The 16,283-nt window shown below is 64.0% G+C and carries 23 protein-coding genes; 19 read left to right on the top strand and 4 right to left on the bottom strand.

Annotation, left to right across the window (positions count from 1 at the left end; all coding sequences use genetic code 11):
- Positions 1–184 precede the first annotated feature (184 nt).
- On the bottom strand, positions 185–904 hold the full coding sequence (locus tag GOOTI_RS19745; protein WP_007240378.1) for a helicase associated domain-containing protein: 720 nt from the start codon (positions 902–904) through the stop codon (positions 185–187).
- Positions 905–1,160: 256 nt separating this feature from the next.
- Between GOOTI_RS19745 and GOOTI_RS19750 the strand changes: the two genes are divergently transcribed.
- From GOOTI_RS19750 to GOOTI_RS19775, 6 genes are all read left to right on the top strand, one after another.
- Positions 1,161–1,469 (top strand): hypothetical protein, encoded by a 309-nt coding sequence (locus GOOTI_RS19750; protein ID WP_007240379.1) that lies wholly within the window; start codon positions 1,161–1,163, stop codon positions 1,467–1,469.
- Between the two features lie 43 nt (positions 1,470–1,512).
- On the top strand, positions 1,513–1,791 hold the full coding sequence (locus tag GOOTI_RS19755) for a hypothetical protein (protein ID WP_039994417.1): 279 nt from the start codon (positions 1,513–1,515) through the stop codon (positions 1,789–1,791).
- Positions 1,788–2,201 (top strand): hypothetical protein, encoded by a 414-nt coding sequence (locus GOOTI_RS19760; RefSeq protein WP_007240381.1) that lies wholly within the window; start codon positions 1,788–1,790, stop codon positions 2,199–2,201. Before GOOTI_RS19755 ends, GOOTI_RS19760 begins: the two co-directional genes overlap by 4 nt.
- Positions 2,202–2,353: 152 nt before the next feature.
- Positions 2,354–2,656: a hypothetical protein gene (locus GOOTI_RS19765; protein ID WP_007240382.1), complete on the top strand. Its 303-nt coding sequence runs from the start codon at positions 2,354–2,356 to the stop codon at positions 2,654–2,656.
- Between the two features lie 181 nt (positions 2,657–2,837).
- Positions 2,838–3,059, top strand: a complete 222-nt coding sequence (locus GOOTI_RS19770; RefSeq protein ID WP_007240383.1) for a hypothetical protein — start codon at positions 2,838–2,840, stop codon at positions 3,057–3,059.
- 10 nt (positions 3,060–3,069) lie between these two features.
- Positions 3,070–3,420 (top strand): DUF3085 domain-containing protein, encoded by a 351-nt coding sequence (locus GOOTI_RS19775; protein ID WP_007240384.1) that lies wholly within the window; start codon positions 3,070–3,072, stop codon positions 3,418–3,420.
- 486 nt (positions 3,421–3,906) lie between these two features.
- On the opposite strand, the gene GOOTI_RS19780 is transcribed toward GOOTI_RS19775, so the two are convergent.
- Positions 3,907–5,241: an ATP-dependent DNA ligase gene (locus GOOTI_RS19780; RefSeq protein ID WP_007240386.1), complete on the bottom strand. Its 1,335-nt coding sequence runs from the start codon at positions 5,239–5,241 to the stop codon at positions 3,907–3,909.
- Between the two features lie 280 nt (positions 5,242–5,521).
- Between GOOTI_RS19780 and GOOTI_RS19785 the strand changes: the two genes are divergently transcribed.
- The 5 genes from GOOTI_RS19785 (at position 5,522) to GOOTI_RS19800 (ending at position 8,186) form a co-directional block, all read left to right on the top strand.
- Entirely contained in the window at positions 5,522–6,157 is a 636-nt protein-coding gene (locus tag GOOTI_RS19785; protein WP_007240387.1) for a hypothetical protein, read from the top strand.
- A 251-nt stretch (positions 6,158–6,408) separates the two neighbouring features.
- Complete coding sequence (locus tag GOOTI_RS19790; protein ID WP_007240388.1) at positions 6,409–6,909, top strand: hypothetical protein; 501 nt, start codon at positions 6,409–6,411, stop codon at positions 6,907–6,909.
- 54 nt (positions 6,910–6,963) lie between these two features.
- Positions 6,964–7,479: a hypothetical protein gene (locus tag GOOTI_RS19795; protein ID WP_007240389.1), complete on the top strand. Its 516-nt coding sequence runs from the start codon at positions 6,964–6,966 to the stop codon at positions 7,477–7,479.
- A 60-nt stretch (positions 7,480–7,539) separates the two neighbouring features.
- On the top strand, positions 7,540–7,695 hold the full coding sequence (locus GOOTI_RS26255; RefSeq protein WP_169315834.1) for a hypothetical protein: 156 nt from the start codon (positions 7,540–7,542) through the stop codon (positions 7,693–7,695).
- Between the two features lie 215 nt (positions 7,696–7,910).
- Positions 7,911–8,186, top strand: coding sequence for a hypothetical protein (locus tag GOOTI_RS19800; protein WP_007240391.1), 276 nt, complete (start codon positions 7,911–7,913; stop codon positions 8,184–8,186).
- A 117-nt stretch (positions 8,187–8,303) separates the two neighbouring features.
- Here GOOTI_RS19800 and GOOTI_RS19805 read toward each other — a convergent pair whose 3' ends face one another.
- Entirely contained in the window at positions 8,304–9,227 is a 924-nt protein-coding gene (locus GOOTI_RS19805; protein WP_007240392.1) for a hypothetical protein, read from the bottom strand.
- A 383-nt stretch (positions 9,228–9,610) separates the two neighbouring features.
- Between GOOTI_RS19805 and GOOTI_RS19810 the strand changes: the two genes are divergently transcribed.
- The 6 genes from GOOTI_RS19810 (at position 9,611) to GOOTI_RS19835 (ending at position 14,391) form a co-directional block, all read left to right on the top strand.
- On the top strand, positions 9,611–10,012 hold the full coding sequence (locus GOOTI_RS19810; RefSeq protein WP_039994419.1) for a hypothetical protein: 402 nt from the start codon (positions 9,611–9,613) through the stop codon (positions 10,010–10,012).
- Positions 10,013–10,107: 95 nt separating this feature from the next.
- Complete coding sequence (locus GOOTI_RS19815; protein ID WP_007240395.1) at positions 10,108–12,594, top strand: ATP-dependent DNA helicase RecG; 2,487 nt, start codon at positions 10,108–10,110, stop codon at positions 12,592–12,594.
- A gap of 89 nt (positions 12,595–12,683) precedes the next feature.
- Positions 12,684–13,319, top strand: coding sequence for a trypsin-like peptidase domain-containing protein (locus GOOTI_RS19820; protein ID WP_007240396.1), 636 nt, complete (start codon positions 12,684–12,686; stop codon positions 13,317–13,319).
- 158 nt (positions 13,320–13,477) lie between these two features.
- Complete coding sequence (locus GOOTI_RS19825; RefSeq protein ID WP_039994421.1) at positions 13,478–13,831, top strand: hypothetical protein; 354 nt, start codon at positions 13,478–13,480, stop codon at positions 13,829–13,831.
- A gap of 126 nt (positions 13,832–13,957) precedes the next feature.
- Positions 13,958–14,212, top strand: a complete 255-nt coding sequence (locus GOOTI_RS19830) for a hypothetical protein (protein ID WP_007240398.1) — start codon at positions 13,958–13,960, stop codon at positions 14,210–14,212.
- On the top strand, positions 14,209–14,391 hold the full coding sequence (locus GOOTI_RS19835) for a hypothetical protein (protein WP_007240399.1): 183 nt from the start codon (positions 14,209–14,211) through the stop codon (positions 14,389–14,391). Before GOOTI_RS19830 ends, GOOTI_RS19835 begins: the two co-directional genes overlap by 4 nt.
- Positions 14,392–14,395: 4 nt before the next feature.
- On the opposite strand, the gene GOOTI_RS19840 is transcribed toward GOOTI_RS19835, so the two are convergent.
- Entirely contained in the window at positions 14,396–14,626 is a 231-nt protein-coding gene (locus GOOTI_RS19840; RefSeq protein WP_007240400.1) for a WhiB family transcriptional regulator, read from the bottom strand.
- 177 nt (positions 14,627–14,803) lie between these two features.
- Here GOOTI_RS19840 and GOOTI_RS19845 point away from each other — a divergent pair, with 177 nt between their 5' ends.
- Both GOOTI_RS19845 and GOOTI_RS19850 read left to right on the top strand, forming a co-directional pair.
- On the top strand, positions 14,804–15,409 hold the full coding sequence (locus tag GOOTI_RS19845; RefSeq protein WP_138985324.1) for a hypothetical protein: 606 nt from the start codon (positions 14,804–14,806) through the stop codon (positions 15,407–15,409).
- A 198-nt stretch (positions 15,410–15,607) separates the two neighbouring features.
- On the top strand, positions 15,608–16,111 hold the full coding sequence (locus tag GOOTI_RS19850; protein WP_007240402.1) for a hypothetical protein: 504 nt from the start codon (positions 15,608–15,610) through the stop codon (positions 16,109–16,111).
- Positions 16,112–16,283: the final 172 nt, after the last annotated feature.

Consider the following 16,283-nt stretch of genomic DNA (forward strand, 5'->3'; position numbering starts at 1 on the left):
GAACATACATCCCGCCTGGCCGCCGCACGTCGATCTAGCGCCCCAAACGGCCTTGTCCATAGCCTGCGGAGGTGGTAGCCACTGATGACCGCAACTGCCTGAGTCGAGGCATGCGGTGCTTCGCGTCACCGTCACCGTCGCCTGTGAAAGGTTCGGAGGGTTTGCGGTTGACGCCGTCGACGGGTCAGCAGGCCCGCTGATCGTGCGGCGACCACCACGTCCACCCTGGAATGGTGTTCTGCAGCAAAGTCGCCTGTTCTGAGGTGAGCTGTCCGCGGTGGTAGTTGATGCGTTGCTCGAGCAGCCACAGGCCGACAGCAAACCCGCGGTGACGTTGTCCAGGCTGTGGATCGCATACGCCAACCTTCGTCACGTAGTCAGCTGCTAGACGCGCGGCGTCCTCGAACCGGAGTGGCGGCGCGCCGCGTCGATAGCAGCGCTCCCACAACCATCCGGGCGCTGCTGCCTCCACTGCCGCGATCCGGTGCGCGGCCAGGCGTCCACGGCGGCGGCGCAGGCGTATCGATCGTGCCCACACGCCCAAGTTGAAGCCGTCGAACACCGTGCTGAAAGGTACGTCAGAGGTTCCGGTTTCGGTGACGTATCGGCGCAGCACCTCGACGCCGCGCTCAAACTCGGCATCACGATTGCCCTGCCGATGCGTGGCACTCCACTCCCAACCGGGAAGTGTTTCGAGCGCAACGATCTGCTCGGGATCGAGTGTGTCGGCACGATAGGCGCTACGGCAGCGGCTGACCCACTGGCCTAGACGGAAGCCGTTGACGACCGTCGTGGTCGGGACCGTGGCGTGCCCGTGGGCGGCAACGAAATCCGTCAGATGCTCCCAGCCTGCGCGGAAACTGTCGGCATGCAATCGCCGGACTGTCGTCACTGCCGTGGTCATCGGTGTCGTACTCCTCGCGCCGTTGTGTCTCAATGCGTACTCATTCAAGCAGGCCCGTTTCGGCTTGGGGTGCAGTCGATTCCACGCCGCGACAGGGATCGCGCAGGACTGTCCAGGCGGGGAGCCAGGCAACGCCGCAACGCTGACGCGCGCCCATACTGCCTGCATGAGGGGAGTGGATGCTGCCGCACCCGGTCATGGCCGGCACCAACAATGGAGCGCACACCACCACAGTCACATATCACGAGGAGACAAGATGGCGCACAACAGATTCACGCTCGCAGAAGGACTCACAGCACAGACGTCGTTGACCGGTCACCGCGACGGCCCCTACGCCGACGTGGTGCTGGCACACAACGGCTCCGCCTGGCACGGCACCTTCACGATGGTCGTCGCCGCGCTCGTGCACGACGTCACCGCCGACGGCGATTACGGCCCGGTGCGCGTCGACCTCCCCGACGGCCAGGGCCAGTTCACTGGTGTGATGGGTGACGCCGACGAATCCGGGTTCAGCGTCGGCGAACGACGTATCCAGTACGGCGATGTCGAAGCGATCGCCCTCTGAGTGCGATACCGGCACCGACAAACCCAACCGGATAGGACCACACATGCACTTGCCTGAGAACGGCGACACCCGCGACGCGGACTGCATCATCGTGAGCGCCACAGTCGGCGCGTTCCCCAAAGATCTGGTCGACGTTGCCATGCCCAACGTCACGGTCACCTACAGCGACGGCAACACCGAGATGCTGTTCACCTTCTATCCCGATGAAATCAGCTTCACCGCAGACGAGTTCGTTGGGCTCACCCGACAACAAGCACTGAGCATGCGTCGACACCGCGACACCGAATACCTGCAAACACCAACCGAAAGGCACCACCGATGACCCCGCAGCTTTGGCTCGACACCTCGACCGGCGACCTGTATGTGCACTACATCAGCGACTGCGACAAGGCACATCGGTTCGCAGTCGCCTCGGTTACCGGTGAAGGCCTCCCAGAAGTCGTCGACACGATCGTCGATCCGCCCATCACACTGGTGCCACTCGTTCCCGCCTGGACCGGTGAACCGGCAGTCGGCTCTCGGCACACGCTGATGTTTCGTGACGACTTCGCAGAGGAGGAACCGGTCCGCCAGTACACCGGCGTCCTCACCGACGATGGACGATGGCACATCGACGGTATCCAGCGGTGGCGATACGCCACCGACGAACTCATCGTCGGCCCGCCGGCCACCGGGCCGACCACAGTAGCCACTCCCGCGCACATTCACTCTCTTCGATCAACGACGCGCTAGCAAAACCCGCGCTACCAGAAAACGCACCAGCACGCGCAACCGCTTCTGGGCACATGCTGTCCGGAAGGCGGTGGCGCGTCAGCACAGGTCACGCGACGGCGCAGCGGAACACAGTGCCGCGCAGCGTCTTCCGGACAACATACTTTGGCGATATGACTAACAGAGAGCAGATCCCAGTTCGCCACGCACGCATCGGCGACACCGTGTGGGCGATCGACGTCAGTGACATGCCCGACTTTCCGCTCGTGTGTGGCGAGCACTACGGCGTCCGAGTTCTTGAGCAGCCGCTCGTTGTCGGGCTCGACCTCGACTCCGCTGGCGCGGTCGTCTACACCAGCGAAGCCGTCGCTCGGGAAGCGCACAAGAAGTGCCCGGCAGGATCGTTGGGTGCGGGGGGTGTGGTGCGCAAGCTGGTCTACCGGCCAGCCGGATACACCAAGTTCGTCTACGCATAGCCACGCTCACATGCCGCCGCAGACCCAACCCTGCGGCGGCGTTGTTTACACCACTCTGTCCGCAGCGTGCAACTCGACCCAGGGCGGGGCGGCGGTCGGCCTGTTTGGTGCTGCCGCACCACGACAGCAGCATCCGCAAACATGATGGGGCACAAAGCGATACCTGCGTAAGGAGTTCCATGTGACTACTGATCCCCGTTTCCCGTTCCCGCTGGGAGCCACCCTCGAATCAGCTGGGCGACGCTACACGCTGCGTAGCTACACGCGCGCCGAGCCCGGCGGGTTCAACATGGTCGTCGGCCGCGTCAACCCCGACCGCCCCGAACAGCAGTTCCCGGTCGGAGAGACGATCCCGAGCAACCAATTCGACCAGTTCACACTCATCGACAGCAACGGCCAGTAGGAGAGCATCCGTGACACTACGATTCGACGGCGAAGCAGTCACCGCCATGCTCGACGAAGCACGCCGCGATAACAAACAAGTCGCTCTCGCCAAGGACCAGGGCGTGTACCTCATGGTTAGGCACGGCCAGCGCAACCCCGATGGCACCCTCGAATCCATCGTCTATGCGAACGGCTGCAACCCGTCCATCGACGCATTCGGCGACTGGTGGGTGCTCGCGCGCCACGAGCTCGGCGGAGACGACAGCGTCGACGAGCTCGACGTCTCCGACTTCGACGGTCTGCACCTCGACCGTAACGATCTACTCGTCGAAGCCCGCCCCGACGAGCTCGTACTCGAGGCTGCGCGACGGGCCACCTGACGATCCGTCACACGACGTGCTGCGCGCCGAATGGTTGGTGCGCAGCACGCGCATGTGTGCGGATAGCGGCGCGGCCCGCAACCGCTTTGAGCGGGTCACCTCGGTTTGCGCGGCCGTGCCGCCCAACTGTCGGCCAGCGGGCCACCTGCACACAGCCCACGCTCAATCCACCGGCAGTAGCAGCGATACCGACCAGCGATACGGTGGGTCACCAAAGCTGCACCCCTCCCGCACATCGGGCAGCGGTTCCTGTCCGCGGCTCGTCGTAACCCCTCACCGATCGCCCGACGCTGGTCGTTACCCATTGCACCCATCGTTGCTCCTCGTGATCTCGCACCAGCCCGGTTCCTGCTGACCGGCTCACTACGTACGTGCACAGCTCTGACAGTCCCGGCGGCTGTCCACCGACTCGTGCGGCGCGCACAGCGATACACCCCACACTGCTGACGGTGTGGGGTGTATCGCCTCGATCCTCGGAACGTGCGCTCAGATCGCCTTCACTGTGCCCGCGTCAGCGAACTGGGCGAGCACGCATTCGTGCGGGTCCTTGTCTGCGCGAAGCGCATCCAGACGTGGCTGTGTTAACCGGGGACGCTCAGGATCGGTGACGTAAAGAAAAAGCACCCGCCACACCTGGCCAACGGCCACACCACCCGAACCGCTGAGACGGTCTTTGCCGATCGTGGATGCCGACCCGACCACCACCAGGTTGCCGTCGGCGTCATACACCGAAAGCTCCGCAGACTGCTTGCTCGACGACAACGCGGACACAACCACGTCAGCATCCTTGATGAACTTCACCTTCACCAGCTGCTCGGATCGGCGACCCTGCTCGTAGGTGCCTGCCCGGTGACGCAGGATGATGCCTTCCCGACGCTCGGAGACCGCCGCATCCAGCATTTCCTGCTTGGCGGCGTCATCGTGAGCAACCGGAGCGACAACAACGGGGGCGTGGGGCGCGGCGTTCTCGACGGCGGGCAACCCCAGCACCGATGCGAGATGCACGAGCACCGCGTGCCGCGCACTGAACCCGGTGCCCGCGCCAACCCAGGTGCAGGTGCCGTCGGAGGCGACCGCCACATCGAACAGCACGAGGGTGCGGCCCACAACCTCACCGTCGAACACCCAACGACCCGAATGCAGCGCCGTGAACGGTTGCAGATGATGGTGGGAAACGTTGCGCACCTTCGCCACCCCCTGGCGGTTGAGGACACGGATTGCGCCGTCAGCAACCTCTACGACAACACGGTCGCCGTCGTACTTGAACTGCGTCACCCAGTACTGCGACGACATCGCATTACGCACTGTCGTGTCGGGCTGAACCGACGCCAGCATCGGACGCATCGGCAGCTTCGGATCCAAGTCGTCCGCGCGGGCCGTGACACTGCTGATTCCACTGTCAGACAGCACGGTACGGACTGTTGCGGTGACGTCGGGCAGCGGGTCGCCGTCGAGAGAGGTTGCCGTAGCGGTGGGCAGGAGCGGCGCGTCACCGTGGGGGACCGGATCACCATTTGTCGGCAACCGGTCGGCGAGCCGGTCGAGGACAGTCACATCCGTTACCTCCCCCTCAAAGCTCACCCGCCCCGATCGTGACGGCGTGTACCCCTTGCGCACCTTGCCCGCCAGCTTCGCGGTCGCTGCCTTCGTCGCAGCCTGCTCGTCGGCGGCTTCGGCCACCTTCGTGAACGTGCCCAGTGTCTCGTTGCGTCCGTACTGGGCAACCCAGGAACGTCCGAACGTGTAGACGCGATAGAACTTGTCGTGCCCGGCCCGAGGATCGACGTAGGTCGCCTCGCTGATGAAGATGTCGATTGCCATTGCAGTTCCTTTCGTTGGTGGCACCGTCAACACTTCACGGCGCCCCAGACCCGGTGCGGCACAACCAGTACGGGCGCATCGAAACCCACTGAGGGTGGCCTGTAAGCGGCTCCCGGCTGTCCGCGACGTCCGGTGTTCGCAGGTAGCTCACCTGCACACCGCCCTGCCAGCGGGTGATGTGCCGCTGTGCCGCACCGCGACCGCATCACCGAGCAAGGTCACCGCATAGACCGCCGCCCGGCATCCACCGCCGGACGCCTCCGACACAGAAGGGTTGACCATGGACGCCACCACCGAGCGACATCGCATTGCCACCGCACTTCACCGGCACGGCTACCAACTTGCTGGGCAGCTACGCGACGACATGACCGACGAGTTCACGCGGGACACCACCACAGTAAAAGTCACCTACATTCGCAACGCAGGCCTCACACACGCCGAGGCGGCAACCATCACCTACGGCGACTACACCCTCCACGTGTTCCGCAGCCCACGCCACAACCTCGACGACCACTCCCGCCGCCTGGCCTACCAAGCGGCAGACGTCGACCCGACGGATGAATCATCGACTGCACTCGTGTACGCGATCGCCGCCGCAGCAGCCCAACCAGCACAGCTGGCGAATCTGTTTCAGCAACAGCTCGCCGAGCATGTGACAGCGACGCGCTCCCGCCGACCAGTGCGCGACGAAGAGGTCTTCGCCGCCGCCTCACACCAACTGGGAAGGCTGGCAGCAGAAATCGACTACACCTACGACCGGGACACGCTCGAGCAGAGCATTGCTGAGGCGACCGAGCTGCTGGCAACCATGGCGGAGTCTCTTCACCCGCCAACCTGCGACGGCTGCCGATCACAGCATCGCCCGCCGATGCGAATGATCAACTGGGACCGCGCCGCATCCGGTTGCCACGACTGACCGAGAACCACGTCGATTCACGCCCGTCGACGCTGCCTGCGCACCACAGTGTGCGTGGCGGCGACGTCGGCGGGCTTCTCCGCGAGGGCTGTCCGCCACAACAACTACCCCGAACACCTGTCCGCCGGCACCGAGACCAACCGCCAGGCCCGCACCCCGACAATCCGCTCAGTGCGTACGAAACAGAGTGCCGCACACCCGAACAACGGTTTGCGACCTTGGATGCAACGCACCCGAGCGAAGGACACATCATGGCGCATCCCAGCAAGCTCATCCACTCGCGCGGCCTCGCAGCCGTCTCCGCCGAATCGCTGCGCATCGAAGCCAACCCCGACGGTACCCGCTACATCGTTGCCAGCGGAGCCCAACACGACACCATCCTCGTCTCCGACCGCCGCACCTTGCGCGCCCACCTTGAACGACTGCTCGGCGCGAATGCGCCGAGCACCGCCGAGAAACAAGTGATGAGCGGCGAACTGTTCCACACCTGCCTCGACATTCTCATAGCACGAGCGACCAGCGACGGCGACCACTTCGACCGTGCACAGGTCACCGGGTTCGACCTCGTATGCGACGGCCGCGACGAACGCGGCTGGTACCCGCAAACGGTGACAGCGTTCAACGCCGACAACCAGGCGATCGACGGGTTCGCGGGCGACGAATACTTCGGCGACGACCAGTACAACGACCTCCGCGACGTGGGTGGCGACTTCACGCCCAGCTGGACGCTCACCCTGACCCGACCCGCCTAATCCGCACCCCACTGCCACCACCCCCAACCATCCGACAGGCAGGGACAAACAGCTATGCCCGCAACGCTTTCCGTCGAGACCGAGAACGACAAGCACTGCATCGTGGTGCGTGAACAGGACGGAACGTGCCTCACACGCATCTACGGAACCTACGACGAACTGCACGCAATGGTCCTGGAACTGGACTACACCCTCAAGCCAACCAGCGACGAACTCAACGAGGTCAGACGCCGAGTCTGGGACGCCGTGATGACCGACATCGCAGAAGAGGTCGGGCAGTGGCGCGACGACGACAAGACCGACGACGACGGAACACCACTCATGGCCAAGGTTCACCGCATCGAGTTCGGTGACTGCAACGAATGGGACAACGGATGGTTTCCGAGTAGCAGCGTCCGGCTCTACGAGACTGGCGGAGAGGACCTTTCCCACCTCGCCGAGGACGTCTTCATTGGGGGACTAGATGACTCGTCGCTCTACAGCGACCTGCGACTACTCACCAACATGCACGATGCGCAGGACTTCCCCCGAGACTGGGAGTTCACCCTCACCAAACCCGACGGTGCCTGAACCCTGGCGACAGCCAGCCCCACACACCTTCCCCCAACGCAACAGATGAAAGGCATCACGATGGATATCACGGAACTGCAGGCCGCCGTCGACGCCGCCGACCGCGCGGCAGAAGGCGACTCCAACGACTCCGAAATCGAAGCACTCCAACAGGCGCTGGAAATAGCGTTAGACATGCTGCGGGAGTACGGCGTCACGATCAAGAGTCGACACTAGCGACGACGATGCTGGCGACAGCGCCAGCACGCCCACATTCAACGAAGCGTTACCCGCCACGAGGCCCCGACCTTTGTGGCGGGCAGCACCAGTTGGGCACGTTGTCCGCACCCGCCGGCAACAGCACAGCCCGTGATCTCGACGGGAGCAGTCAACCACCCACGCTGATGAGTCGGTCGCCGCACACTGTCGGTGCCCTCACCGATAGTGGACGTATGAGCACAGCAATCGACACCACCAACGACGAGGCCACCGCGTTCGCCAAGGATGCGGCGCGCGGCCTGATCAGCAGCGTAGAACGCGAGCAACTCAGCCCCAGCCGGAGCGTGCACGCAGTTCGAGGTTGCGGCTCTTCCGACTTCTACGTGCGTCAGCTCAGAGCAGTCATGGTCATGCGGTGCGAGACAGTACACGACCTTCCGGACCGTCCCGGGGCGTCGACCGATGCGTGGATTGACTACGCCAAACAGATTCTCTCCGAACGCCCCTGATCACAACACCGCTTTGGCAGCCGAAACCCGTGACGGCTGCCAAACGTCGGCCCGCAGTACCTGTCCGGGGATCGATGGCACACAACCCCAACAGTGACCGCGCATCGGTCAGAGCATTCACACCGAAGCGTCGACAGTCTCCGAAGTCTCCCGCAGCTGACGTCGAATCATCGAATAGTCACTCGGTGCAAGGAACTTGACGACACCCTCACGGACACGCTGCGCCGTCTCCCACGCAGCGCGTCCCTCGCTGTAGCTTCGGGACCCACACCACGGAGCCTTCGGGTCTGTCTCATAGTGGTGGGCTTGCGCCCAACTCGAGTAGTCCGCATCGTAGGACTCTGCCATCGACACAGCATGATTGAGCGCCTGCGCGACACTCGGCCCGCCACGCTCATCACCGCTCGACAACTCCACCGGAATCGTGAGCGACAGACGATCACCGCTGGGCGTGGTGCGCACCAACTCCATCCGCGAGCACCGCAGCCGCGCGTCACCGTCCGGCACGCTGTCCGGCGTCGCCTGCGCATCAGGATCGGGCCGAAAGGTGTTCGTGTAGCTCCCCGACATGCATCGGCCAGCGGCTACCAGGGCGGCAGCATTACCTTGCTCACCAGCATCCCCGACACCAAGGCGTGCGCCGCGAACCTGTGGGCGTTGCCGAAGACCCCACCGCTGCTCGATGCGCCTCTGCTCATTGAGCATGGCTTGCTCACTGTCGGCCAGCTTCCGCATCGTTGAGCGCAACTCGACGGCGAGCTCGCTGCGTTTGTCGGTATCAGTCTCTTGCGCATGCAGCAGTGCAAGACGATCCATGTCAGCCGCGAGCACTCCTACCCCTTCCCGGGTAGTGAAGTACTCGTCGCGCGCCTTGTCGGCGGCAGCTTCCCGCCGATGCAACGTCGCCCCGGCCGCAGCAACTTTCGACGCGACCTCTTCTCGTAGCGTTTCGGCTTGCTGCACACGGTGCCGCTGCTCATCTGACAGGCCGGCGAAACGCTCGTCGGAGCCGGTGATCTCGTGAAACGGGTTGCGGGTCACGCCCGCTTCCCGGTAGACGTCATCGACCTGACGCGACGCATCCTCAAGTTTCGAGGTCAGCGCCGTAACCCGCCGCTGAGCGGCATCACAATGCGCTGCAGTGTCATCGCGACGTTTCCGCGCATGATAGGAGCATCGCCTTGGCCCACCGGGCTCGTAAGATCCAATGCACATGAGGTGACCACCACCTGTGGTTTTGTTCGGCTTCGATTCATTGTGTGCCGGCAACGCTACCTGCGGTGTTTGTCAGCGAAGACCATTAACGACGACAACCGAAGCCAGACTGTCCACCCCGACGCCGACAACCCCCGCCGCCGGTTGGCGCTGCAGGTTGCCGCCGCGACGGCCGCGGTGATGAAACTCGATTCCTAGTGTTGGCAGCTATGAACGAGCTGCGTGTGTACGGCCACTACCTTCCGAAGCCGGGAACCAGGATCGCGCAAGTATGCCGTCGCTACGACGTCGACCCCACCGAGCCGGTGCTCCTGGTTATGGCAACCCGGCGCGGGCCCGACCCGCTGGCCACCGCGCTGGCGTCAGCCGGTGAGCGGCCCGTGTCGGTGGACAAGCACGGCAAGTTCGAGCGCATCGTCGAGATACGCACCGACTCGCTCTCCGGGTTCGCGACACAACATCCCGAACGGCTTCTCGGGACGGCGTCGACTGGCAGACCACCAACAGCAGACGCCCGTGGGCTACGTCCTCGAGTGTGGGCTGACCTCGCCGAAACGACCACGCAGCCAGACCATACGCAGACAGGCGCGCGGTCGGCAGCCGCAGGCTGACGGTGACGCCACCATTTCGCCGCGATCACTACCCTCAACCTGCCCGACCAACTCGGGAAACGACTACTCGTCCGATCAGACATGGAGGTGACAGGATGCAGTCGGTATCGCGAGTGCAGCGCGCGTACTTACTGCACGCCGCACGTCTCCTCGTCCGCTCAGGCACGACGTCGCGCGCCCTCAGCAGCGCGATCGACAGATCCGTTGGCGACTGGACCGAACCGTTGCTGCAGCAGGTCATCACCGATGTGCACACCCACCGCCGCGCCGCAGAATCGTGTGGCGTCGATTTCGCCCGTATCCCGCCACCGCCGGCCGCGCCACGCCAGCCGGAGCCGGGCACTGCATCATGGCCGACCGATGATCAAGATGACCGCAGCGACACCATCACGGTTCCCGACGGAACCCAGCTTCGTACGAGTCGCGAAATCCTCAGTGACACAACCGGCCAGCCCATTGTGTTTGACGGAAACCTCGACTCACTTCGTGGTGTGCCCATCGCCGAGCTCGCCGGGACGGTGCCCCCACACACCATCAGCCGCCTCGAGCAAGCCGGAGTGCGTGACCTGTACGAGTTGCTCATGCGAATCCCGCGCACTTACATCGACCGGTCATCGCTGACACCCCTCGCGCGCCTCACCCCCGGCACCGACGCAGCGTTCACAGGGGTTGTCATCGGCATCACCACCGATCGAAGCAAACGCATCGTCCGGATCCGAGTCGCCGATGGACCAGCCCGCATCACCTGCACATTCTTCAACGCCCTGTGGATGGCGAAACGGTTCCGTGATCGTGATCTTGTTGTCGTGCAGGGGAAAGTGTCGGAGTATCAGGGCGTTCCGCAGATGAGAACCCCCATCATCGAGCGACTAGAGGAAGCGTCCTCCATTCTCGTGCCCGTGTATCCGCAATCGACTATCCGCGACGCGGCCACCGGAAAACGGGACAGCGAACTGACCACCACCATGCTACGAACAGCGACCATCGCGGCGTTGCAACGTCTGCCATCCCTCGACGACCCCATCCCCACGGAACTCATCACCCGCCGCAGAGTGATGAGCAGGCTCGATGCGCTGCGCGCCGTCCACATTCCTGACTCCGCTGAGCATGCGGTCGCCGGCCGCGCCCGCCTGGCCTACGACGAACTCCTACGCCTGCAGCTGGCGCTCGGGGTGATCCGCAATAAGCAAGCAGCCAACCCCGGAATCGTGCACCGACCAACCGGCGCGCTCGTCGACCGTTGGATCAGCACCTTGCCGTACACGCTCACCGGCGCCCAGCAACGCGCTATCACCGAGATCCGTGCAGATCTCATGAACACAGCACCCAGTTCGAGGCTCATCCTCGGCGACGTGGGCGCCGGCAAGACGAATTGTCTGATCGCGGCCGCGTTAGACGTCATCGAAGGCAAGCACCAGGTGTGCCTCCTTGCACCCACCGAAATCCTCGCCCGACAGCACTTCGCCGAGATCGCCGACGCCTTCACACAACTCGATCTGCGCGTCGACTTGCTCGTATCAAAGGCACCGCCACGACCACGCCGACACGTTCTGCAAAGCCTCGCCGCCGGCACAACCCATCTCGTCGTCGGCACTCACTCCATCCTGTCGGAACAGGTCGAGTTCGCAAGCCTCGGGTTAGCGATGATCGACGAACAGCACCGCTTCGGCGTCGACCAACGGGCACAACTACTCGCGAAGGGGCCCGACGGCCGCGTCCCAGACATTCTGCAGGCCACCGCCACCCCAATCCCACGCACATCAGCGATCACCACCTACGGCGACATGGCAGTCACCATCCTCGACGAGAAGCCCGCCGGACGCGAAGACATCCACACGGAATGGATCGCAGACGCCGCATTCGACGACCCCGACAGCCCGCCATGGCAAGCAATACGCGCCGACATCGCCGCCGGCAGGCAAGCGTTCGTGGTGTGCTCGCGCGTCGAATCGACAGGAAACCAATCGGAAACCCAAGACGCGGCAGCAGCTACGGAAGCCGCCGACGAACTTGCCGGGGGAGTGCTGCACGGTCTGCGGATCGCTGTCGCGCACGGCAAACAGAAACCCGACGAACGCCAGCACGTGATGGACGAGTTTACCGCTGGACGCATCGACGTCCTCGTCGCCACCACCGTCATCGAAGTGGGTGTGTCAGTTCCTAACGCCACGATCATGGTGGTGTTGAACGCCAACAAGTTTGGGCTTGCGCAACTTCACCAGATCCGCGGTCGAGTCGGTCGCGGCCGTCACCGAGGGTGCTGCTGGCTGGTGTCTGACTCGAGCAACGACGATGCGATAGCCAGAATGACCGCCATGACGTCAACCAACGACGGGTTCGCCCTGGCGGAAATGGACCTCAAGATCCGTGGCGCGGGAGCGTTGACGGGTACCGAACAGTCCGGCCACGATGCCGGACTGCGGGTTGCTGATCTACTCGGCGATGCGCGAATCCATTTGGCGGCCCGCGAGGATGCCCGCCGGATCCTCGCCCACGATCCGCAGCTACTACGCCACCTCACCCTCAAACGGGAGGTCGATCTCGCGCTCGGCGACAACGCCCACTACCTCACGCGCGGCTGACATCACCACGACGCCTTCGGTGGGCGTGCGTCGTGAAACACGCATGCCACGCTGTGCGGGTCCATCGTCGTCCACCGCGAGGATTCCCCGTGACTGCAAGAACTTTCACCACCGTCGCCGCCGTAGTCATGCTGTCCGTGTTGGGGGTGGGTGCGGCGCACGCTGTTACACCCGGGCAGGACGTGAGACTGGCACAGATCGAATGGGGCTGCACCATCGGCTTCACCGCACACGATCCGCGCGGACGGCCGATCGCCATCACTGCGGGCCATTGCGCAGGCGACAGCTATGTTGGCGGCGAGGCCTACACCAGCGCTGCGGCAGCCCCCATAGGCCGCACCATCGCCGCGACCAGCATCCAGGACCTCGACTACGCAGTCATCGCGCTGGCACACGGCCCTGTCGACGACACGCCGATCGGGGCGCCCGGACCAACAGGGCAGACAGTGTGCAAGGTGGGGCGCATGACCGGCCGAACATGCGGGCCTGTTGTGGCGGTGACAGACACCGAAGTGGTCGCAAAGCTGGCGCTGTTTCCTGGCGATTCAGGAAGCCCGCTGATCGATCGACGTGGCCTGGTCATCGGGATACTCAGCCGCACCGACGAGCACGCAACCCCAGCACAAACATGGTCGGCCGCACTGACACGACGACCGCAGCTTGCGACGTTCCCACGAGCCGACCGAATCGTCGACGCCATGCGCGCCCGCCACCTCATCAGGTGAGTGCATCGAGCGATCATCGCGCTGTCCGCATCTGACGCATTCTTTTGCCAGTAGACGTCGTCCTGACGCAGACGGTGAAGGGAACACGCTGCCGCACAGCCACATAAAGGCCGAATAGTCTCGACCTATAGCCGCTGTAGGAGACCGAAGTGCGAGAGATGAGCACCGCGATGATCGAATGCGACTCCGCTGCTGCGAGCCGACGCGCCTACTGCGCGTCCCACGGACATGGCGTCGACAATGACTCGTCCGTATGCACTCGGTGCGGTGCGGTTCCGGTATCGGTCGCCAACCATCAGTGGTCGGTGACACCCCTGATCGACCTGCCCGACGGGAGGTATGTCGAAGGAGCCACCCGAATCGTCACGACCATCGACGTCGCGAAACTTGAAGTCACAGCCACCGACGCTGTCGCCGAAGATGACGGTGACAGCCCGATGGGATACACGTCAGCGGTCTACATCGTCGACGAAGAGGAACTGCGAGTGCAGTATCTGCGGCCCCAGCCGTGACCTCGTCCAGCGGTATCGCATCCCGACGACGGCGGAGGATCGCTGTCCGCGACAGGGTAGCGCGGCACCAAGATCACAACACTCCACCAGCTGTCGCCGGTAACCAGAGAGAGAAGAATCGAAACCATGCCGAACACACGTACGCCAATCGCCATCAGTGATCTGTTCACGGAGATCCCCGACTGGATCGACTTCGCCGAAGTGCCCGACGGCGCGGAGTTCTTCACGCGACGGGGACTGCCCTACAGCAAGAGTGGCCGCGGCTCGGCGGTGCAGTTGTTCGATGACGACGATGTTGACGTCGACGTCGCCGACGATGCAGACGTCTTCGACGACTGGCCGTACTTCGCTGCCCCGCAGCGCGATGAGCGGTCGGCGTGAGCGCTGCAGCAGTGCGAACTCGGTACCGTGTGGACTACCGCCGCGGCGACCGGGTCAGCGTCGACGGGAAACTGGGGACTGTCGTGTCCTTCCCCGACCACTACCTCGGGGTGCGGTTCGACGGCTCACGCCGAGTGAGCCGATGCCATCCGACGTGGCGTGTGGAGCACGCGCACTAACCCCTTACGCCGCCGCAGCAGCATCCGGCTGACGTGACAGCCGCCGCCGTTCGGTAGCCGACAGTCCACCCCATACGCCGAACCGCTCATCGTTGACCAACGCCCACTGCAGACATTCGGCCCGCACCGGGCAGCCCTCGCACACCGCCTTCTGCGCTCGAGTTGACTGGTTGGTCTCGGGGAAGAACATGTCACCCCCCACTTCCGCGCAAAGCGCCAAGTCCTGCCACGCCATAGTCGTCTCCATCATCAAAGACTCTCTCACAATGTGTATGTCGAACTACTGCTGCACATGCAGTGTGGCAGAAACATTTCCGCGTGACCGCCGACTGTAGCGAGCGGGCTGTCCGGTGCTGGCGGGGCGTAGCCGCGAATGCCGCACCGCATCTGCACCAACGCGGAAGCTGACACCATGAACAACGATCAGCTCATTGGTAGCGTCCACCGCCTCAACACCCAGCAACTCGCGAGCACGGTACCCAGCCTGCGACCGTTCGGTTTGGACGAAGCGGACCTCATTCGGCGGGAGTTCGTCGGCTGGCTGCTCCACGACCGTGCCGACTATCCGTCGTGGCAGCACGCATTCAACGCGTGGGTAGGTGCGACAGACCGTCATTGGGGGCGTCTACGCGTGCGGCGCACCGTGTGCCCCGAGTGTCATGGGCGACGCTTCAACCCGCGCACCGCGCAGCTGTGCCTGACCTGCCTCAACGGGAAGCCGTTCATCGACACGGTCGCGTACGCCGACACGCAAGGCTTAGCGCCTACCCCCAACACCAGCCCTCTGCCGGCTGTTGGTGACCGGGTCTGCGTCACCGGCGTCCTGCCCGACGACATGTGCCCTGTGGAGGTCGGCGCCGAAGGCACAGTGACCGGTGTCAACGAACTGGGGTCGGCTGGCTCGATGGGAGTGGACGCACAGATCAGCGTCGACTGGGACAACGGCCGCACACTCATGCTGCTCAGCACCGATCCATTCGTGATCGTGCAACCCGACCCGTCACCTACCGACCACTGATCCTGACCCGGGGGGGCGTGTTGGCGGCCACGGCCGCCAACACGTGTTTCCGAGCCCAGGTCGCTGTCCGCGATACCCGAAGCCCGCACCGCAGAAACCTGCCGACAGGGATGGTGCGCCGATTCCTGCTGCCGCGCACTCACATAGCAGTCTCATACCGTCCATGGGACAGAGAACATCACACAAGGAGGACACCGCATGGAACTCTCAGACACACTGCGACAGGCACTCCAAACATGCTCATTGGTGTTGTCCATGCCGAACCCCGTCGACACCCAATCGGCAACGAGTTTCGCGCGATGGGTCGACCACACACTCGGGCTCGGCGCGTACTTCGCTGGCGACGACCTAACCGACCACGCCGACATTGTCGGCATGGTCGATCGAGCACAAACCGAACTCAAAGACACAGGGTTCATCATCGTCACCGAGAACCACACACTGTGGGTGTTCAGCCCCGTCCCCGCTGGCGCACCGGCCACCACAGAAGACCTCGCCTCACGCATCGACGAGCAGCAAGCGCGCGTCGCGGTCAGCCGAATCATGGCGGTTCTGGGAGCAGCCAACAGATGGGACGCTGACGTCACCAACGCGGTGGCCGACATCGTCAAACCCATCGCCCGCGACCTGCCGGCGCTGCCGCCGATCGACTCTGCCGACGTCGGGATCGGCCGCTACTGGGAATCTCTGACCGACTCCTGAACCAGGACGTTACGGCGGAGGCGGGGGGACAGGATCACCACCAGGGCCGATGCCTGCGCCGACCGGCGCTGAAATCTCGCTGCAATACTGTGCCGGTCTCACGGAAAGGGGAATGCGTTGAACGATGACTACACCGACGAAGCCGACGGTGTCGACGACTTCGACGACGACA

Source organism: Gordonia otitidis NBRC 100426 (assembly GCF_000248075.1).
In the GTDB taxonomy this organism is placed as follows: Bacteria; Actinomycetota; Actinomycetes; order Mycobacteriales; family Mycobacteriaceae; genus Gordonia; species Gordonia otitidis.

Excerpts from the sequence above, each read along its gene's own strand:
- GOOTI_RS19745 (WP_007240378.1), bottom strand. The coding sequence starts at position 904 with ATGACCACGGCAGTGACGACAGTCCGGCGATTGCATGCCGACAGTTTC.
- GOOTI_RS19750 (WP_007240379.1), top strand. The coding sequence starts at position 1,161 with ATGGCGCACAACAGATTCACGCTCGCAGAAGGACTCACAGCACAGACG.
- GOOTI_RS19755 (WP_039994417.1), top strand. The coding sequence starts at position 1,513 with ATGCACTTGCCTGAGAACGGCGACACCCGCGACGCGGACTGCATCATC.
- GOOTI_RS19760 (WP_007240381.1), top strand. The coding sequence starts at position 1,788 with ATGACCCCGCAGCTTTGGCTCGACACCTCGACCGGCGACCTGTATGTG.
- GOOTI_RS19765 (WP_007240382.1), top strand. The coding sequence starts at position 2,354 with ATGACTAACAGAGAGCAGATCCCAGTTCGCCACGCACGCATCGGCGAC.
- GOOTI_RS19780 (WP_007240386.1), bottom strand. The coding sequence starts at position 5,241 with ATGGCAATCGACATCTTCATCAGCGAGGCGACCTACGTCGATCCTCGG.
- GOOTI_RS19785 (WP_007240387.1), top strand. The coding sequence starts at position 5,522 with ATGGACGCCACCACCGAGCGACATCGCATTGCCACCGCACTTCACCGG.
- GOOTI_RS19790 (WP_007240388.1), top strand. The coding sequence starts at position 6,409 with ATGGCGCATCCCAGCAAGCTCATCCACTCGCGCGGCCTCGCAGCCGTC.
- GOOTI_RS19795 (WP_007240389.1), top strand. The coding sequence starts at position 6,964 with ATGCCCGCAACGCTTTCCGTCGAGACCGAGAACGACAAGCACTGCATC.
- GOOTI_RS26255 (WP_169315834.1), top strand. The coding sequence starts at position 7,540 with ATGGATATCACGGAACTGCAGGCCGCCGTCGACGCCGCCGACCGCGCG.
- GOOTI_RS19800 (WP_007240391.1), top strand. The coding sequence starts at position 7,911 with ATGAGCACAGCAATCGACACCACCAACGACGAGGCCACCGCGTTCGCC.
- GOOTI_RS19810 (WP_039994419.1), top strand. The coding sequence starts at position 9,611 with ATGAACGAGCTGCGTGTGTACGGCCACTACCTTCCGAAGCCGGGAACC.
- GOOTI_RS19815 (WP_007240395.1), top strand. The coding sequence starts at position 10,108 with ATGCAGTCGGTATCGCGAGTGCAGCGCGCGTACTTACTGCACGCCGCA.
- GOOTI_RS19825 (WP_039994421.1), top strand. The coding sequence starts at position 13,478 with ATGAGCACCGCGATGATCGAATGCGACTCCGCTGCTGCGAGCCGACGC.
- GOOTI_RS19830 (WP_007240398.1), top strand. The coding sequence starts at position 13,958 with ATGCCGAACACACGTACGCCAATCGCCATCAGTGATCTGTTCACGGAG.
- GOOTI_RS19840 (WP_007240400.1), bottom strand. The coding sequence starts at position 14,626 with ATGGCGTGGCAGGACTTGGCGCTTTGCGCGGAAGTGGGGGGTGACATG.
- GOOTI_RS19845 (WP_138985324.1), top strand. The coding sequence starts at position 14,804 with ATGAACAACGATCAGCTCATTGGTAGCGTCCACCGCCTCAACACCCAG.
- GOOTI_RS19850 (WP_007240402.1), top strand. The coding sequence starts at position 15,608 with ATGGAACTCTCAGACACACTGCGACAGGCACTCCAAACATGCTCATTG.